The organism is Nostoc sp. ATCC 53789, assembly GCF_009873495.1.
Lineage (GTDB): Bacteria > Cyanobacteriota > Cyanobacteriia > Cyanobacteriales > Nostocaceae > Nostoc > Nostoc muscorum_A.
The window spans coordinates 5,799,966-5,818,381 of sequence record NZ_CP046703.1 but is presented as its reverse complement, the minus strand read 5'-3'; the positions used below and the strand labels follow the sequence as shown (position 1 = coordinate 5,818,381).

Genomic DNA, 18,416 nt, shown 5'->3' with positions numbered 1-18,416 from the left:
AGACGCGATTAATCGCGTCTCTTTGGCAAAATCCATCAAGTTTCTGTTTCAGAAATAAAAAACTTAAAATGAGGCAGCAGATGAGCGAGTTTCCTCCTACTACCTCTGCTTTCTCCTAACTACTCAACGCCTTTAAGAACCGTTGCAAACTCTTAAATACATTGGGCTTTCTCGGAGGTGCAGCGTCCGTTGTTGTTTGCGGTTGTCCTTTTAAAAGGATCTGATCCAAATCATCACCCGATGGTTTTGTGGGTAATTCAGCAATTCTTTGATATTCGCCATCGGTTTCCAGCCAAACTTCCCACTGTCCTGGATAGCAGCGAGATAGGGCGCTTTGCTCATCTATGGGGCGCAGGTAATAACAAGATTCAATGGTATTAGTGAAACGCAGGCGAGTTTGCCTTGCTGCATAACCAATGCCCACAGTTCCAGAATCTTCTAAACGGGGATTTAAAAAGACTACAGGGCGATCGCCTATTTCTTGACATAGCTTTTCCACCTGCGGTACTTCTACGGAAGTGGGGGCAATGAATAAGAAAATTTCATCCTCTGGCTGAATTTTTGTTTGCAAGGAAGCAGTCCTTCCCGTACCAATATCCAAAATTTGAAATGGTGCATCTGTCCAATTGCGACGGGCTAAAGCCGCAGCCCCCGCGTCAGCAAAGAAAATCTTCAAGCGGGAATCGTATTCTGTAAACAGTGGCAGAAATTGTTCCGCCACCGGCATAAACTTGAGTTCTGGAAACAGGAACTCAACCTGTATGCGAGTACAACCATCTGCAAGGGCAGCTTGGACGGCTGTACGAGATTGGGCGATCGCATCTTCAAGGGTATTAGGAAGTTCACTCATAGTTTTTTGTGTCGCTTTAGCATTACTTCCATTGTTCCAGTATTGGCTATGATTGAGGGAGTAAACACAAAGCTGTTTTACATTCCAAATTTAGAGTGCGATCGCATAGAAGACACACTCAAAATTTTACCTACTGGAAAAAGACTCGTTTAAAACTTTCAGCGACAATGGCATAGAGCGCCGATCAGATAAAACCTAGATATTTTGATACGCGATACGCAAGCAAAATCCCTGCAATACCACCGATAACGCTAAAGAAGATCGAGGTGAACGATAGCAAACTTCCACCCCACAAGACTGGGATATAGCTGCCAATCGTAGAGCCAATGAACATCCCAATCCCAATGATGAATTTATTCATTCAATAAAAGCCTCAAAAGTCATAAAAATTAAGTCATGCTTGAACTCCTTTATGACTCAAAATATTACCTTTTGGGAAAAACTCGTTTAACAATACCGAAGCTGGGATAACTTTTAATATCCTGTTTTGGGATTATCCTAAAATGGGTTTATTGTGTTCAATGTATACATAGTGCTAAAGCCAAGGCACAATGAAATTTGTTTTCAGCCAGGACTATGAAATATTCCGTCGCTGTATGATTGCGGCTCGTAAGGAAGCAAAACTGACTCAAGAGACGCTTGCTAAATCCTTGAAAAAGCCACAATCTTTCGTAGCCAAATATGAAAACGGTGAACGGCGGTTAGATGTAATTGAGTTTCTGTTAGTTACTCGCTTAATCGGTGTAGATCCTTGCGATCTTCTCAGAAAAGTTGAACAAGGAATATCTGAAGCATCTTGTGAGGAAGAGGTATGAATACACAGGATGTAATCAGGCTTGCATCTCAGTATTTAGATAACTTATCAGGTCATACTTTCGATGTTTTAAATATATCTAAGCCTGTAACTGTAGATGCAGCAGTAAACTTGGCTAAAGTTATCTCAAAGCTTTCACCCTTACTCGGAAATTTAATCGAATTTAACACAGTTGAATTTTTAAATAAACAAAATGAATTTTCTGAGTTTGGGAAGTGGCAGAGGCAAGATCCGGGCTTTCCAGATACTATTTTTGTGGGAAGAGTTCAACCGACACCAGGATTAGAGATTAAAGCATGGTTTCCCTTAGCAACAGAAATAACAGCACGCTTTAAAGATAGCCAAAATCATTTTAAGTACGATCAGACTTATGTTGCGATGCTGGCATGGTTGCCTGAAAAAATTATCTACGGCAAACCTCGTATTCTTGATGTATGTGTTGTCTCTGGTTTGTCAGTAGCATTAGCTAGAGATACACATTATCATAATCCGCCAGATTATCTGGTTTTGGAGCCAGAAGATACAACTCAAAGAACAGCAAATTTACAGCAAACAAACACTAGCGGTTATAAATTTCAAGGTTCTGTTGCAGAGTTGTTAGAAGCTCAAAAAATAGTTGATTCATGGGGGGTCGAAGGAAAAATATATCAACCAACTAGAGAATATCAGCATCTTCTGCGTGAACTTTTAATAAAGTATAGATACAGACTGGATACTAATTTTGCAAAGATGGACAGAATCGTACATCCAGGTATTGAAAAATTTAAGCAGCGTGTCTATAACATTGAAGTTTCTGGTATTACAGTTGGTCAATGGAATAAGCTTCTATCAAGCCGTCGAGAAGACAGCATAAAAAAATATCTACAAGATTATCTAGAGATTAGAGAAGAGAGTATTGATGAACTTCTTGATTAAATCTTTGAACTCCATAGTAAAAATAATCTGGATCAATTTCGCAAGAGTAAGCTTTCCGTCTCAGTTTATGTGCTGCTAGAGATGCACTGAATAGTCCTCCGAAAGGTTCCCATATAACATCGCTCTCATCACTTGATGATTCAATAATAATACTCATCAAATCAAGAGGCTTCTGATTAAGATGTAGTGCTTTTCCAGAAGGAATCTTAACTCTTTCATCGCCCCGTAAAGCTTGGCGATCCCAAACATTTGTAAAACCATGAGGACATCTAAATTTAGAGCGCATCTTACTCCATTCTTGCCTTGTTAAAGATTGATTTCCGTCCAAAGAAAAATAAGGTCTTCCTTCTGGATCACCATGCTCATTTGCATAGTTCACTAACCTCTCAAACATCTCTGGAGGAGGGAAATACCATAAGTGTCCTTGATCGAAATACTTCCTAGTTGCTGCATTAGCTACACCACAAGCATCATTTGCCCGTCGTAGTAGTAATCCAGAACGTTTCCACTCTTTTGGCAACCATTCTTTTAAGGTGAGTTCGTTGACTTTAACTTCTCTTACATATTGAACACACACTTCTGTAACTACAGGGAATCTACGAATTTTCTCTGTATTAACATTTCCTGCTATATGACCTTTTCCTTTGTTCCAAATATTACAATTAGCATAACGCCAACCGTACTTTTCTAAAATTGGATGCACAACAGCCCAGCCAATTTCTGAATTCCAAAACCAGAGTGTTGTGCATGGTATGGCTGCTTTTGACCATGCTGCAATATGAGGTTCATACCAATTAGGTAAATCAATATGATCTGAAGTGTCTCCTTCAAAACCAAGAACACCGTAAGCTCCATCTGAAACGATGACTGTAGGCTGCTCCCAATTGTTGTAATGTTCGAGACTATCACCCAGATATAGAGCAACGCTTTCATCATTCCATGCAGAAAAATTTAAGTTGGTGTTGAGGTTGACTACTTTTCCCCGACCAACTGTGCTGGTAGCCTTGCGTTTTAAAGTCTTGAGGGAACTCGGCTCTGGGTTAGATAGACTCATTTATTGATTTACGTGGCTCTAAAACTTGAGTACCTCTCATTTTATCCTGTTTTGGGATATCTTTTTCTTATTCAAGAAACTTTGGAATCAAATATTTTTTTCTAAATTCTTCCTCTTTTTTTTCTATTTCTTGCTTTGTTAACCCTAAAAATTCACTCTTTTCATATTTAATAATTTCGTCAACAATATTTAATATTGCTAATTCTTCACATAGCTCGTATGCAGAAATAGCAGAAAAATTAACTGATTTACATTCAGCAAGTCCAAAAACATATCTACCAGGACTTACGCAACTGTCACAAACGACGGTGCGGCTGCGCCGCACCGAGCGCCAAACAACTAGACAATAAACATGGGAACATTCGGGCGTTTTAGTTGCTGAACTAAATAATTGGATAATAATCCATGTTTAATTTGATAAATTGTTTGGTAGCTTTGATAAGCTAAATGTTTGAGTCGAAGCCAGACTAAAATAGCACAGGCAATATGGTTTCTTTGAATACGTCCCTTGCGACATTGACACGATTCAATACCAGTTACTTGTTTTAATTCTCTATGAAACTCCTCAACCTTCCATCGAACCTTACACACTTTTTGTACAACGTCCGTAGAATCTTGAGATAAATCGTTAGTAGCGATAAAATCCGTTCTGTCGGTCGAGACAGTTACCCGGAAGAGATTCACTTTTGTAGCTTGGGGAAACTTTTTTATTTTAATTATTTTACCTGATTTTAACTCCTGGCTATCCCAAGATAACAATTCAATTCTTTGATAATTTTTTTGACCTGCCGTATCATCAACAAGTCTATTACGTTTCAGAGGACAATAATAATATTTTCCTAATCCATCAATATATAACATCAATTTATTTGTTGCATACCAAGTATCCATTAAGACAGCTTGGAACGGTAAAGCCTTATGATATATAAGGTTTTGCAGCATCTCTGTAACATGATCTATCTTTGTTTTTCCATCTCTATCTGGGTCATAAATCCGATAATCAACTATCCAAAACTTTCCGATTTCATGATTGACATATATACAATTTATTAGCCCAATACCTTGGATTACACCATGTTGGTTGCCACTATACTGCCTTTTACTGGTCTCTATTTCTGTGGCGTATCGTTTATCAAGTACTGTGTCATCAAAAACTAGATATGCGCTATCACTCACTTGTAAGATATCTTTAACATTATCCCAAAGTAAACGTGGTGTTAACTTTTCATTCTTAAGATAACGGTTAATTTTATCATGACTAATCTGCTCTAAATGCTCTGCCAAATTTGTCAGAGTATAATTAATCTGACTACTTAACAAGTACTGGCAATAGTTAAGTTTTGTAAATCTCATAAACTACAAGATTTATTTTCTGAATACTCAACTCATTTTCTCATGATTTGAAAAATACTTAACACAGCTAATTACTGTTATTAATTTCAGCAATGTCCTCTAGGTACGCCACTTTGACATAGTACGTAAATACTATAAAATTGCGATCGCACTGTGCCAGTTGCGTAAGTCCTGTCTACCATTGTTAAGTGGTAAGATGGCCAAAGTCGCCCACGCAACTTCATCAATATCGTGTCCTTTAATTATTCTGGGAAAGTAGGTTGTGCAAAATTTTTCTTTATACAGTTCATGTAAGTATAGTCTTGACTGTGCAAAAGGATCTTGACCAATAAATGAAGACCAGATAAACGGTTCATCACATGGAACTAAACCATTATTTTGCGCTTCATAAAAAGCTTTTTCTAGAAACCAAATTTCAACAAGCCAGCTTACTAGTGAATCAAATTTTCCTGTAAAAATTGAACGCCTATTGAATTTTGGTAATTCACCAACTTCTTTGAGGAAATTAGTATTAATTCTAAATATAGGTATTTCCAATTTTTTACATATTGAATTTTTTAATTTATCGTTTTTGATAGATGTTTTATATTGTCCATGAGAAGCTTCATCAAATTCTATTACAAACTCTGGAGATAAATGCCTTCCTCTAGTAACAACGAAATCAAAATGAGCTTTGAGCGCGTATGAATACTCATCACGAGTTAGACCGGAATTTTCAATTTTTTCAATATCTGCTATTCTAAGTTTTGTATGCACTTCTGCGTCATATTTAGAAGCAACTTTTTTGAGTTCTTCATTAGTAGATATCTCGTACTTATTTACAAGTAAATTTTTCATTTGCTTCATAACTTTTTTATAAAAAATTAAAAAGGCATTTGACGGGCTTGCTCTTTAAGCTCTTGCAGGGACATAGAAAACACTCCGACAAATGCTGCTGTATCTAAATTTTAGTATGAGCGATCAACGCTTAACTAAAGATAAATCCGGTGTTAGCCTCTGCAAAACTTGCTTCAATACCATTACCGTCCAATCTATATCAGCTTCCGTCGTATCACGCCCTAATGTAATGCGAATTCCACCCAAGGCGGCTTTTTCGGAATAGCCCATCGCTAACAATATTGGGCTAGGGCTAAGTTTACCACTGTGACAGGCAGCACCAGCACTGATGCCGATGCCAGCAAGATTTAGCTGTCGTACCAAGGCTTTACCGCTAAGTTTTTTCCCGTCGGCGTTTTCTAAGCACATACTCACATGGTGAGGTAAACGATCGCAGCCGTCCCCTGTAGGAATTAAACCAGGAATCTCAGCTAATTGGGCAAAGGCGCGATCGCGTAACTCAATTAATCGTGGTGTTTCTGTAGCCAATTCTTGCGCTGCTAATTCTGCTGCTACACCAAACCCGGCAATTATTGGTACTGCTTGCGTACCAGAACGCAGCCCCATTTCTTGCCCACCGCCACCCAATAAGGGCATCAATTCTACACCAGGACGCACATACAGCGCCCCTACACCTTGGGGGCCATATATTTTATGACTGGAAAGGCTAAGTAAGTCTACTGGGAGTTGTTGCACATCTATGGGTAAACGTCCCGCAGCTTGAACCGCATCTGTATGGAACAAAGCACCATGCGATCGCACAATTTTACCCAATGCTGCGATCGGTTGCACAGTCCCTACTTCACTTTGACCGTAAATTATGGAAACTAAAACTGTGTTATGTCGCAACGCCGCCTTTAAATCTAGGGGATTGACTCTACCTTTAACATCTACAGACAAGCGCGTAACTTCCCAACCCCACATTTCTAGCAACCTTACTGTTTCTGAAATTGCGGAATGCTCGACGCTGGAAATAATTAGATGTTGAGGAACAGCATACAACCGAGCCACACCCATAATCGCTAAATTATCTGCTTCAGTGCCGCCGGAGGTAAAAACGATCGATTCAGGACTAGCAGCGTTAATTAAACCAGCAACTTGAACTCTGGCTTGTTCTACAACCGTTGCCGCCCGTTGTCCCCACTCATGTAAGCTGGAGGGATTGCCCCACTGTTGAGTCAGGATTGTTTGTATAACTGCGATCGCTTCTTTTCGAGTGGGAGTAGTAGCGCTGTAATCTAGATAAATTTGCATATAGCCGATAATGGTGAGAACACACTTGGTAATAGGCTGGCGATCTTTTCAGAAGATGCAGTTTACCTGGATAAATCCTGAAAAAAATCTTTGTAATTCTGCATTTAGGAGTGGATTTTTCCCTTTGTTTGGAAAGTTATTTTTCTAATTAATTTAGAATACAAAATTTTGGGAATGATAAATCTGTCCACTCCCAATCTACTTTTAACAGATTACAGTGCAACTTATCTCTAGACAAAGATATTTTTCATATATCTTTTTACTAATATTCTCCCTCGCTGGTTGTCAACGAGTCCAGTCTTTCAATCAGCGTCCAGCACCTTTACCACAAGACCCTTTAGTTCAAGTTTACTTTAACCATTCTGAGTCTTCAGAATACAAAGAAGCTTACCGTCAGCAAACTCGCTTCGGGGATGATTTAGAAAAAGAAATTGTCAATGCTATTATGCACGCTAAATCTACGATCGATGTGGCGGTGCAAGAATTACGTTTACCCAAAGTTGCCCAAGCACTGGTTGATAGACAAAAAGCTGGGGTAAAAGTCAGGATAATTTTAGAAAATATCTACAGCAGACCTTGGAGTAGTTTGACATCTGCTGAAGTAAGTAAGTTAGATAAAAGGGAACAAGAACGCTACAACGAATTTCGCAAATTTATCGATATTAACCAAGATAATCAACTCAGCCCAGCAGAAATCAATCAAAGAGATGCTTTAATAATTTTGCAGAATGCTAAAATTCCCTGGATAGACGATCGAGCAGATGGTTCAACAGGTAGCAGCTTGATGCACCACAAATTTGTGATTGTAGATAATCGCATTGTAATTATCACTTCGGCCAATTTTACTTTAAGTGATACATCTGGTGATTTTACAAATTCCAATACTTTAGGCAATGCCAATAACTTATTGCAGATTGACAGCCCAGAATTAGCATCTTTATTTACAGAAGAGTTTAATATTATGTGGGGAGATGGGCCAGAAGGTAAGCCAGATAGTCGATTTGGCTTGCAAAAACCGATGCGATCGCCTAAAAAAATTACATTAAATCAAACCACAATTACTGTGCAATTTTCGCCTACTTCTCCGACTGAACCCTGGAGTAATAGTAGTAATGGCTTAATTGGTAAAACTTTAGATTCAGCAACCAAATCTGTTGACATGGCCTTATTTGTCTTTTCCGATCAGCGACTTGCCAATATCTTAGAAAATCGCCATCAACAAAATGTGCAAATTCGCGCTTTAATTGAACCACAATTTGCATATCGCCCCTACAGTGAAGCCTTAGATATGATGGGAGTTGCTCTCAGTAATAAATGCAAATATGAAGTTGATAACCATCCTTGGCAAAATCCCATTACTACTGTAGGCGTACCTGTGTTACCTAAAGGCGATTTATTGCATCACAAATTTGGTGTAATAGATAGCCAAACAGTAATTACGGGTTCTCATAATTGGTCAGATGCTGCCAATAATGGTAATGATGAGACACTTGTAGTAATTGAAAATCCCATAGTTGCAGCTCATTATGTGCGAGAATTTGCTCGTCTTTATGCCAAAGTTAAACCCGGCTTACCACCAGCAATTCAAGAAAAAGTTAAATTAGAACAAACACGCTGTCCCCAGATAAAAAGTTCTTCATCAAGTGAAGTACAAGCAATTAAACAAATAAATATTAACACTGCAAGTTTGGCAGAATTAGAAACTCTCCCAGGTGTGGGTAAGAAGTTAGCACAACGGATAATTCTTAGTCGTCAACAGCAAAAATTTACATCTTTACAAGACTTAGAAAGAGTTCCAGGGGTTAAAGCGAAGACATTGCAAAAATGGCGCGATCGCGTGATTTGGTAGCAGTCTTTGTTTAAGGACTGCCAAATTAAAAAACATTCAAAAATCTCATACAACAATCATCTCTCTTCTTCATCTCTCTGTGCCCTCTGCGCCTCTGTGGTTCGTTTTCTTGGATAATTTATTTCTTGAACATCCTTTACTAAAAAATAAAATCCCCCTAAATCCCCCTTAAAAAGGGGGACTTTGACTCAGGCTCCCCCTTTTTTTTAGGGGGGTTAGGGGGGATCGATTCTTAGGCACACAAATTAAATGCGATCGCTAGCTAAACCAATCAAACTGCGTGAATGCCCATTTTTAGAAAATCGTTCTGCTATTATTTTTTGATAAACTGCCTCATAGCCATCAGTCATTTTCTCAACGCTGAAACTGTTTTCGACATACTGACGGCAAGTATAACGGTCTAACTTTATTACCCGATCAATAGCACTGATGGACTCTTGAATATTATTGCAGAGGAAACCCGTCTTACCGTGGGAAATTACCTCTTGAGTAGACCCCAAGTTCATCGCAATCACTGGCGTACCCGAAGCCATTGACTCAACCATCACTAATCCAAAGGGTTCCCGCCAAGTGATGGGGAATAGAGTTGCTACTGCACCTCCCATGAGAGCATTTTTTTGAGCATGATTAGCTTCACCCAAGTACTGAATTTGCTCTCCGTCAATGTGCGGTTTGATTTCCTTCTCAAAATATTCCACATCAACGACATCTACCTTACCTGCCATTTTCAAACACCAACCTGCTTGTTTAGCAATTTCTATTGCTAAATGCGCTCCCTTTTCAGGAGACATTCGACCCAAAAACGCTAAGTAAGGCGGATCTTCTGGTTGGGCGTGAAAATTATAACTGCTGACATCAATTCCGTTGTAGACCGTTGCTAGATAGTTCAACCCTAACCTTGGTTCTCGTTGTGCATCAGAAATACTGACGTAGGGTTGTTTTTTACCAAAACTAAACATCTTTTCGTTGTCAGGCGTGAAAATACCGTGCAACGTATGAACCGTAGGGGTTGTGACGAGATTTGTATAAGCCAGTGCCCCATGCCCGATATGGGAGTGAATAATATCAAATTCTTCTGCGCGTTCATACACTGAAGCGAGATTCAGCATTTCGTAAATGCCAAAATCTTTGATAGTGCGATCGAGTCTGAGGGCACGGGGATGAACTGATACAAGTTTTGCCAGACTGATAGAATCTCCCGATGCAAATAGAGTTACTTCGTGTCCGCGTCGGACTAATTCATCGGTCAGTAACCCCACTACTAACTCTATACCTCCATAAGCTGGAGGTGGAACTCTTTCCCATAATGGAGCTACTTGAGCAATTCTCATCACAAACCTCCTAAAAAATAAAACTAGAATTAGAAGTTTTTTATTTCTGTTGTCGTAGTGCTTGTAATTGATTCACTTGGCATCAGAAAGTAACTTCAGATACTAAACTTACTAACAATTTCCTTCAAATCTTATGCTGTTTCTTCTATATTCCTTGTCTATCCTAGTACGGAAATTACCCACTCCTAAAGAGGTAAATACATTCCTATATCTTAATTTTTAGTTGTTTAGTGTAATTTTGAATATAGATTTTTTGATGAATAATAACTTTATAAAATTGCCAAAACGCACTTTAAATAGTCATATTAGGCGATAAATATCCAATTTAGGTTATCAACTATCGGATTTACAAATATTAATTAAATAATAAAAGGTGTAGGTACTCTTTGGGCGGCTTTCCGTACTCTAAAAGATAAACTGTAGCCGTCCAAAAGACAAATTTTGATAAATTAGGTATTTTGAAATCAAAAACAGCAATTTTGTTAGAAGTTTTATCCAAGTTTTTCAAGGTAACAATCAATTCTGTTCCTATTAACCTTATTTAAAGGCAATAGGAAGTCACGAGAATTTAATTTTTCTACCTCCATGAGTTAGATTCCTAGTAGTCCAAAGGGAGAAAACAGAGTTAAATCATTGACTTATTACATTAAATATGATATTTTGTATTACTATCAATAAAAATCATATATATAAACGTGAATATCTCTCCATCTCTCAAAAAACCGCGTGTCTCATGGCAGGCGGTTTTCTCACTAGTAATATTTGTGTTCATGTACCTGCCTATACTGGTACTTAGCTTTTATAGCTTCAATCAGTCGCCCTATAGCGCAACTTGGCAAGGATTCACTCTCGATTGGTATCGCAAGTTGTTCAGCGACGATCGCATTTTATCAGCCTTGCAAAACAGTATGATCGTTGCTGGTTGTGCAGTTGGGGTTTCAGCCGTGCTGGGAACCTTGATGGCCGTTGGGTTAGCGCGTTACGAATTTCCTGGCAAGAAATTGTATCGGGGTGTTGCTTACTTACCATTGATTATTCCCGATATTGCGATCGCAGTGGCAACCCTAGTTTGTTTAGCCGCCTTTGCCATACCCCTAAGTTTGTGGACGATAGTTGCAGCGCATATCGTGTTTTGTCTAGCTTATGTCGGACTTGTAGTTGCTTCCCGACTTACCAATTTAGATCCCCACCTAGAAGAAGCAGCACTAGATTTAGGCGCTACACCAACCCAAGCTTTCATGCAAGTATTATTACCTCAACTGATGCCTGGTATTTTGGCTGGTTGTCTTTTGGCTTTTGTCCTCAGCTTAGACGACTTTCTGATTTCCAGCTTTACTGCCGGTAGCGGTTCTAACACCCTGCCAATGGAAATTTTTAGCCGGATTAGAACAGGAGTCAAGCCTGATATTAACGCTTTGAGCGTCATGTTGATTTCAGTATCTGCGATCGTTGCATTTATAGCTGAATTAATTCGCGCTTCTGGAGAAAATAAAAGCTAAAAATAAAACTTGTAATTAATAATAAAAATTATGGATAACTTGGTTCTCCATGAACTTTTTTGGATGGCAAAAAAAGCTATATTCAAAGAGACGTTGTAATGTAAACACCTCTACATTCTTCATACTTATGTATTTGTATTTACCAATAGTTAAAAACGTCCCAACATAAATAAATATATAAAATTTATTCATCTTATTGTTCTCGTGTTAAAAGAAGTTTAAGCACATGAATAAACTTCCGTGTTCGCTTCTCTACATAACTGTTTTCAATTAGATAATATTGGGGCTAACTTTGGAGAAAATGCTCTTTCCCCCTCATTATGCAAATCTGCCAAAATCCCAATTGCTCAAATCCATTCAACTCTGATAGCAATAGATTTTGCGTGAGTTGCGGACAAAGCAGCTTTGGCAAACTTCTAAGAAGCCGTTACCGCGTATTAAGACTCTTAGGTGAAGGTGGATTTAGTAGAACCTATGCTACAGAAGATGTAGACAGACTAAACGCGCCTTGCGTCATCAAGCAATTTTTCCCCCAATTTCAGGGAACCGGACAACGCACCAAAGCAGCAGAATTTTTTAAAGAAGAGGCTTTTCGGTTGTATGAACTGGGAGAAAATCATACCCAAATTCCTAGATTACTAGCTTATTTTGAGCAAGGTGCTAGTTTGTATCTTGTCCAAGAATTCATTCAAGGAAAAACTCTCTTACAAGAAGTTCAGCAGCAAATCTATGGTGAAAAACAGGTTTGGGAACTTTTAGCTGATTTATTGCCAGTACTGGAATTTATTCATACCCATAACGTCATTCATCGGGATATCAAACCAGAAAATATTATCCGCCGTGCAAGTGATAAAAAACCTGTATTAATTGACTTTGGCGGTGCTAAACAAGTAACACAAACCAGTTTAGGAAGACAGGCTACAGTAATTTATACCCTTGGTTATGCCCCAACTGAACAAATGGCTGGGTTTGCTTGTCACGGTAGTGATTTGTATGCTTTGGGTGTAACTTGTGTGCGTCTTTTAACTAGATGTTTGCCTTTGCAGGATGCTTCTGGACAGGTTAATGACCCTATTTATGATGCCATGAATGCTAAATGGTTGTGGCGCGAACGATTACAAGAAAAAGGTATTAATATTAGCGACGACTTAGGAAGAATTTTAGAAAAATTATTAAAACATCTACCGAGTGAAAGATATCAAACAGCAGTAGAAGTTATCAACGATTTGAATTTTGCAACATCGAACATTGAACCTGTTGCCCTGAAAATTGTTTCAATGTCTCAACCTATATTACCGCCGTTACCACAGAAAGTAATAGTACCATTACCTCCCTTAGAAACCTTTGAATTTGACGTAGTGACAGTAGACACAGGTGGTAGAGAAGTAAACCGCATGAGTGGTAATGCCAACTTCTTTGCCGAAGAATTGGGTAAATCTGTCACCTTAGAAATGGTATCGATTCCTGGCGGTACTTACATGATGGGTTCACCGGAATGTGAAGGAGATGCTGATGAACGTCCTCGACATAAAGTTACCGTCAAACCGTTTTTTATGGGGAAATTTCCCGTAACTCAAGCACAGTGGAGAGTAGTTGCAGCTTTACCCAAAGTCAAACAAGCTTTAAATCCCAATCCGTCGAAATTTAAAGGTTTAGATAGACCAGTAGAAAATGTATCTTGGTATGAGGCTGTAGAATTCTGTCTCAGACTATCAGAAAGAACTGGACGCGACTATCGTTTACCGAGTGAGGCTGAATGGGAATATGCTTGTCGGGCTGGAACTACAACATCCTTCCACTTTGGCGAAACCATTACCTCTGAGTTAGTCAGTTGCACTATCGAAACAACAAGCAAATTTCGTAGAGAAACAACTAACGTCGGTAGTTTTGAAGTCGCCAACGCCTTTGGATTATACGATATGCACGGGCTAGTTTGGGAATGGTGCGCTGATTCGTGGCACAACAATTACAGCGATGCACCCTCAGATGGAACAGCCTGGGAAGTTGGCGGTGATATTAATCGCCGGGTGCTACGTGGTGGTTCTTGGAGTTTCAATGCCGAACTGTGTCGCAGCGCCAGCCGTAGCTGGAATGAGTCAGACGGTGGGCTAAGAGTTTGTGGCTTTAGAGTAGTATTTTCTGTAGAGGAGATTATTTAGCAATTTAATTTATAGGCTGTAGTAATTATGAAAGACAAAATTGAGAAAGGTGACATAGTACTTATTAATAAAATTGGAAAATATCATAATCAAGTAGGGGAAGTTAGTGGAGTTGATTACAATATTTTCTTTGTGAAAATAGTAATAGTGAAGTTAGGTAATCAAGAAGAAAACTTTGAAGAAAAAGATTTACAATTACAAACTAAAAAGCCGAGTCTTGAAGAAGTAATTGTATCAATAGACAAAATTCTAGAACAAGTTGAACAGATTACTAACTTGCCAGCAAAAGAGAAGGTAGAGCTACCCAACCGTCTGAAATATCTTAAATTAGATATTCCTAAATTAGATAAGCAGGTAATTCAAAAAAACTTTGACGTTATAGATAAAATATTTACAGTAACAAGAGAAGCAGACTCATCAGCAAACTGTTGGCAGGAAGTAGATTCTAATTTAGAGAAAATAAGCTGGTGGATTAGAACAAGCTTGTGAAGCAATAAGTAGGTCGGTAAAAATAAATTAAACTATCTGTTTTGCAAGAGCCACTGAGTTTATTGGTTTCAAATTAACATGAAAGCTATACAAAATTATCTCGTTCTTAGTCTCCGATTGAGAATGCTTAATGTGATGCTCCGCTTCAAGACTTGCGGCAGAACTTCAATGAGTAGCATTTCCAGCCGAGGCTGGAAACGAGGTTTTGGAATTCATTGGACATAATTAAACGTAACTATATTTTTCTCGTGTTTTATATCTAATAGCTTATGCCTCATACTTTCTGACATATCATGAGCAGTGATTTTTATTTTTACCCATCTAATTAAATTTGTATTTTTAACTATAAAACTTAAATGTACCTATTAACTTGATCGTGACTTGATATAAACTTTCAAAAACTATGTTTTTATGTTTTGAGTGTACTTTTTTAACAGTAATGCTTCAGTTTTTAGATTAAATAAGATAATTTTTCGATAAAATAAACTACAAAGATCATCAGGGATATATATGCGTTTTTCTCAGTTTGCAGGGATTGTTGGTTGTACTACCGCAGCTTTTATATCAATTGCACCAATGCAGGTAGAAGCTGCAACTTTTAAAGTGATCTCAGGAGTCACCAGCATCGATCGCGATCATGAAGATATTCTTAAAAGTATTGGGCTAACCTTGACAGGCAACAATAATACAGTTGCACCAATTCCCAGCAATTATTTAGTTGGCTTTGACATTGATTCAGCTACTAACTTTACGTTTAGCGACGAGGGCGGTTTTACTCCGCTCTCAGGGACAATCGAACATACTGGTACTGTTACCTTTAATAATCAAATTACTGTTGGTGACTTTTCAATTGGTTTTGCTCCAGGACGTACCGTTCAAGATGCTAGCGGATTTGTTTTAAGAGACACTTTTTCTTTAGATACGATTTTGTTTGATTTGAGTATTCCAGAACCTGCGGTATTTAATGGTCAAAATTTAACCATCCCTGATGTTAAATTGCTGGTTTCTCCAGAGTTTGCAAAAATACTAGGGAACCCTGAATTGACAGGTTTATTTGCTGGAACTGCACGAATTGATGCTCAAGTTGCTGCCGTACCCGAACCTGATAGTGTACTAGCAGTTTTGGCAGTGGGTGCGGCTCTCTTGGCAACTAGATTTTATAAAATTAAATACACTTGATATCCTGAAGCATAGCTAAATGCTTATTAACTGGTGCAAGGGTATTGGCAGCAATCAGCCCACTAGCGGCGACTGCTGGTAAACCAATGCCGGGAAATGTTGAGTCGCCACAGCACATCAATCCTGATAGGGGTGTGCTGGGGCCAGGAAACATCCCACTTCCAGCCTGAATTGCCGGGCCATAAGAACCTTGGTGGCGACGGAGATAACGCTCGTGAGTTAGAGGTGTACCAACAAGTGTGACTTCGCAACGAAAGCGAATATCTGGAATTATCCGCTCTAAAGCTTGCCACATTACTTCTGCACGCGATCGCTTTTGTTCGGCATATTCTTGACTCCTTCTATCCATTCCCTGCCAGATAGAGTATGGCTCATTACCAGGTGTATAGACATGAATCACGTGTTTACCTGCTGGCGCTAAAGATGGATCGAGAACTGAAGGGATGGAAATCACCACTACATTTTGAGGTGCTGTTACGCCCAATTCCCAGTTATTGACTACGATGTAATGACACCGCAAATTTGACTGTAATCCTTGAGCATCAATCCCTAAATGCAGGTGCATAAAGCTATCACATTCAGGTGTTGCTTGTCGTTTGCTGCGGTACTGTTTGGGTATTGCCTTTTCTGGTAGTAACTTCAGCGTGTCCCAAACCGAGGCATTAGAAATCACTGCTCGTTTTGCACGAATTTCGGAGCGATCGCGCAGACGCACACCCACAGCACGATTACCTTCTACAAGCACTTCTTCCACATGAGCGCCTAGCATCAGCTTCCCACCGTGACGCTCTAACCCTTGTACAAGGCTGTCAACTAAAGCACCACTACCACCAATTGGATATTCAAGAACTGCGTCTGGGCGATACCAGTCTGCAAACATAAATGCTACCTCTGCGCCGCTAGTGCCATCGGCGGGCAATCCAGAAAGGAGAAAACACAGCAAATTCAGCCAGTTTCGAGTGAACGAGTCTTTAACAACCCCATCCATAATCCGGCTGAAGGGGCCTGTCAGCTTGATTATATTCGCCACATTTTTTGTCAGAGATGGCACAAAGGGGCCCACAGTTCTAGCTGCACCAAAATCAAAGCGTAATGCGGCCGGTGGTATGGAAGTTGCAGCCCTAGCAAATGGTTCCATAACGCGCTGGAGTTCTTGCCATTCAGCAACAGCATCATCACCACAGAATTTCATCAGCACTTCACAAAATTGCTCTGCACCAACTGCCGTATCAAAATCACCTTCTGGTAGACAACAACCCCAAGTATCGTAGGTGACGCATGGCAATTCAGAACCAATTGCATCTAACACTTGTCGCAAAGGGTTAGCAGAGGGGCTGTAAGATAGTCCAGAATAGAGAGACGGGCCTGAGTCGAACTTGAAACCATTACGCTCAAAACCATGAGCAGCGCCCCCAGCAATGGAGTGGCTTTCGCAGACTATCACATCAAAGCCATACCGTGCCAAAAGAGCAGCACAACTCAAACCGCCAATACCGCTACCAATAACAACTATATCTGTGTTTTGCATATCCCTGATGTTTTCAACAATAAACTAAAACAGTTGTGGAAACTTGGATAATATCATTCGCTCCTCCATCCAGAAACCGCTCTAATAAGGCAGGGGGCAGGGAGCAGGGGGAGGGAAAGTCGTTGTGATTCTAAAAATTGGATAATTTATTTTTGGAGTTATCTGAAACCGCCAGTGCCGCATTCTTCAAATTAAAGGGTTGATTCACACAGACTAATGAGAAGCTTAAACTAGTAACTGAGTTTACCCAAGCTAAAGTAAAACTTCTGACTTAGCACTAGGGATTGGGGATTGGGGACTGGGGACTAGAAAAAAAAGACAAGGAGAAAAATAATAACTCTTCATGACAAACGACAAATGACAAATGACAAATTCATATTGGAGAGAAGAATTTGAAAAATCAGCAATTTGGAAATTGGCAAAGCACAGTTTTAGGAATTGTGTTAGCAACACTAGTGGTTCTGGGACTAAATTCCTTTATCATTATTAACCCAGGACAAGCAGGAGTGATCAGCATTTTGGGTAAAGCGAGAGATGGGGCATTATTGGAAGGGATTCATGCAAAACCGCCTTTTATCTCAGTGATAGATGTGTATGATTTGACTGTTCAAAAATTTGAAGTGCCAGCCGAGAGTTCTACTAAGGATTTGCAAAATTTATCTGCGAGATTTGCGATCAACTTTCGTCTCGATCCTATCAAGGTAGTTGAAGTTAGAAGAAAACAAGGGACATTAGCAAATATAGTATCAAAAATCATTGCACCTCAGACACAAGAAGCATTTAAAATTGCAGCCGCTAGAAGAACAGTAGAAGAAGCAATTACCAAAAGAAGTGAGTTGAAAGAAGACTTTGATGAAGCGCTAGGCGATCGCTTAGACAAATATGGGATAATTGTGTTAGACACTAGCGTAGTTGATTTAGCATTCTCGCCAGAATTTGCCAGAGCAGTGGAAGAAAAACAAATTGCTGAACAACGGGCGCAAAGAGCCGTTTATGTAGCGCGGGAAGCAGAACAAGAAGCACAAGCAGATGTGAATCGCGCCAAAGGTAGGGCAGAAGCTCAAAGACTTTTAGCAGAGACACTCAAAGCGCAAGGAGGACAGTTAGTTTTACAAAAAGAAGCAATTGAAGCTTGGAGAAGTGGCGGCGCTCAAATGCCCAAAGTCCTCGTTATGGGTGGAGACTCAAAAAGCGGTGTACCCTTCATATTCAACCTGGGAAATGTCCCAAATCAACCGTAAGGAGTTGGCATTAGATAACAAGCTC

Annotated in this window: 16 protein-coding genes; 8 read left to right on the top strand and 8 right to left on the bottom strand. The window is 39.4% G+C overall.

The window, feature by feature from the left end:
* Positions 1-115: 115 nt before the first annotated feature.
* Positions 116-850: a DUF1995 family protein gene (locus GJB62_RS23985; RefSeq protein WP_114084026.1), complete on the bottom strand. Its 735-nt coding sequence runs from the start codon at positions 848-850 to the stop codon at positions 116-118.
* Between the two features lie 551 nt (positions 851-1,401).
* Between GJB62_RS23985 and GJB62_RS23980 the strand changes: the two genes are divergently transcribed.
* Both GJB62_RS23980 and GJB62_RS23975 read left to right on the top strand, forming a co-directional pair.
* Positions 1,402-1,665 (top strand): helix-turn-helix transcriptional regulator, encoded by a 264-nt coding sequence (locus GJB62_RS23980; protein ID WP_114084025.1) that lies wholly within the window; start codon positions 1,402-1,404, stop codon positions 1,663-1,665.
* A complete protein-coding gene (locus tag GJB62_RS23975; RefSeq protein ID WP_114084024.1) occupies positions 1,662-2,579 on the top strand; it encodes a hypothetical protein in 918 nt (305 codons plus the stop codon). Before GJB62_RS23980 ends, GJB62_RS23975 begins: the two co-directional genes overlap by 4 nt.
* Here the strand turns inward: GJB62_RS23975 and GJB62_RS23970 are convergent.
* The 5 genes from GJB62_RS23970 to GJB62_RS23950 all read right to left on the bottom strand — a co-directional run bounded on the left by GJB62_RS23970 (position 2,545) and on the right by GJB62_RS23950 (position 7,116).
* Positions 2,545-3,633 (bottom strand): DNA methyltransferase, encoded by a 1,089-nt coding sequence (locus GJB62_RS23970; RefSeq protein ID WP_114084023.1) that lies wholly within the window; start codon positions 3,631-3,633, stop codon positions 2,545-2,547. The genes GJB62_RS23975 and GJB62_RS23970 overlap by 35 nt on opposite strands.
* A 67-nt stretch (positions 3,634-3,700) precedes the next feature.
* Entirely contained in the window at positions 3,701-3,958 is a 258-nt protein-coding gene (locus GJB62_RS23965; RefSeq protein WP_114084022.1) for a hypothetical protein, read from the bottom strand.
* Positions 3,959-3,972: 14 nt separating this feature from the next.
* The gene (locus GJB62_RS23960) at positions 3,973-4,986 is read right to left on the bottom strand and encodes a transposase (protein WP_159402562.1); all 1,014 of its coding nucleotides are present in this window, start codon (positions 4,984-4,986) and stop codon (positions 3,973-3,975) included.
* 132 nt (positions 4,987-5,118) lie between these two features.
* The gene (locus GJB62_RS23955) at positions 5,119-5,832 is read right to left on the bottom strand and encodes a DUF2726 domain-containing protein (protein WP_114085949.1); all 714 of its coding nucleotides are present in this window, start codon (positions 5,830-5,832) and stop codon (positions 5,119-5,121) included.
* Positions 5,833-5,946: 114 nt separating this feature from the next.
* Complete coding sequence (locus GJB62_RS23950) at positions 5,947-7,116, bottom strand: cysteine desulfurase family protein (RefSeq protein ID WP_114085948.1); 1,170 nt, start codon at positions 7,114-7,116, stop codon at positions 5,947-5,949.
* A gap of 217 nt (positions 7,117-7,333) precedes the next feature.
* Here GJB62_RS23950 and GJB62_RS23945 point away from each other — a divergent pair, with 217 nt between their 5' ends.
* On the top strand, positions 7,334-8,965 hold the full coding sequence (locus GJB62_RS23945) for a DUF655 domain-containing protein (protein WP_114085947.1): 1,632 nt from the start codon (positions 7,334-7,336) through the stop codon (positions 8,963-8,965).
* Between the two features lie 245 nt (positions 8,966-9,210).
* Here the strand turns inward: GJB62_RS23945 and GJB62_RS23940 are convergent, their stop codons facing one another.
* Positions 9,211-10,296 (bottom strand): glycosyltransferase family 4 protein, encoded by a 1,086-nt coding sequence (locus GJB62_RS23940; RefSeq protein ID WP_114085946.1) that lies wholly within the window; start codon positions 10,294-10,296, stop codon positions 9,211-9,213.
* Positions 10,297-11,066: 770 nt separating this feature from the next.
* Between GJB62_RS23940 and GJB62_RS23935 the strand changes: the two genes are divergently transcribed.
* The 4 genes from GJB62_RS23935 to GJB62_RS23920 all read left to right on the top strand — a co-directional run bounded on the left by GJB62_RS23935 (position 11,067) and on the right by GJB62_RS23920 (position 15,622).
* The gene (locus GJB62_RS23935; RefSeq protein ID WP_228038134.1) at positions 11,067-11,795 is read left to right on the top strand and encodes an ABC transporter permease; all 729 of its coding nucleotides are present in this window, start codon (positions 11,067-11,069) and stop codon (positions 11,793-11,795) included.
* 320 nt (positions 11,796-12,115) lie between these two features.
* Positions 12,116-13,954, top strand: a complete 1,839-nt coding sequence (locus tag GJB62_RS23930) for a bifunctional serine/threonine-protein kinase/formylglycine-generating enzyme family protein (protein WP_181852952.1) — start codon at positions 12,116-12,118, stop codon at positions 13,952-13,954.
* A 27-nt stretch (positions 13,955-13,981) separates the two neighbouring features.
* Positions 13,982-14,443: a hypothetical protein gene (locus tag GJB62_RS23925; protein ID WP_114085944.1), complete on the top strand. Its 462-nt coding sequence runs from the start codon at positions 13,982-13,984 to the stop codon at positions 14,441-14,443.
* Positions 14,444-14,953: 510 nt separating this feature from the next.
* Complete coding sequence (locus GJB62_RS23920) at positions 14,954-15,622, top strand: hypothetical protein (RefSeq protein ID WP_114085943.1); 669 nt, start codon at positions 14,954-14,956, stop codon at positions 15,620-15,622.
* Here GJB62_RS23920 and GJB62_RS23915 read toward each other — a convergent pair.
* Positions 15,609-17,150 (bottom strand): NAD(P)/FAD-dependent oxidoreductase, encoded by a 1,542-nt coding sequence (locus GJB62_RS23915; protein WP_114085942.1) that lies wholly within the window; start codon positions 17,148-17,150, stop codon positions 15,609-15,611. The genes GJB62_RS23920 and GJB62_RS23915 overlap by 14 nt on opposite strands.
* A 392-nt stretch (positions 17,151-17,542) precedes the next feature.
* On the opposite strand from GJB62_RS23915, the gene GJB62_RS23910 reads away from it, so the two are divergent.
* Positions 17,543-18,391, top strand: coding sequence for a prohibitin family protein (locus GJB62_RS23910; protein ID WP_181852951.1), 849 nt, complete (start codon positions 17,543-17,545; stop codon positions 18,389-18,391).
* The last annotated feature ends 25 nt before the right edge of the window (positions 18,392-18,416 follow it).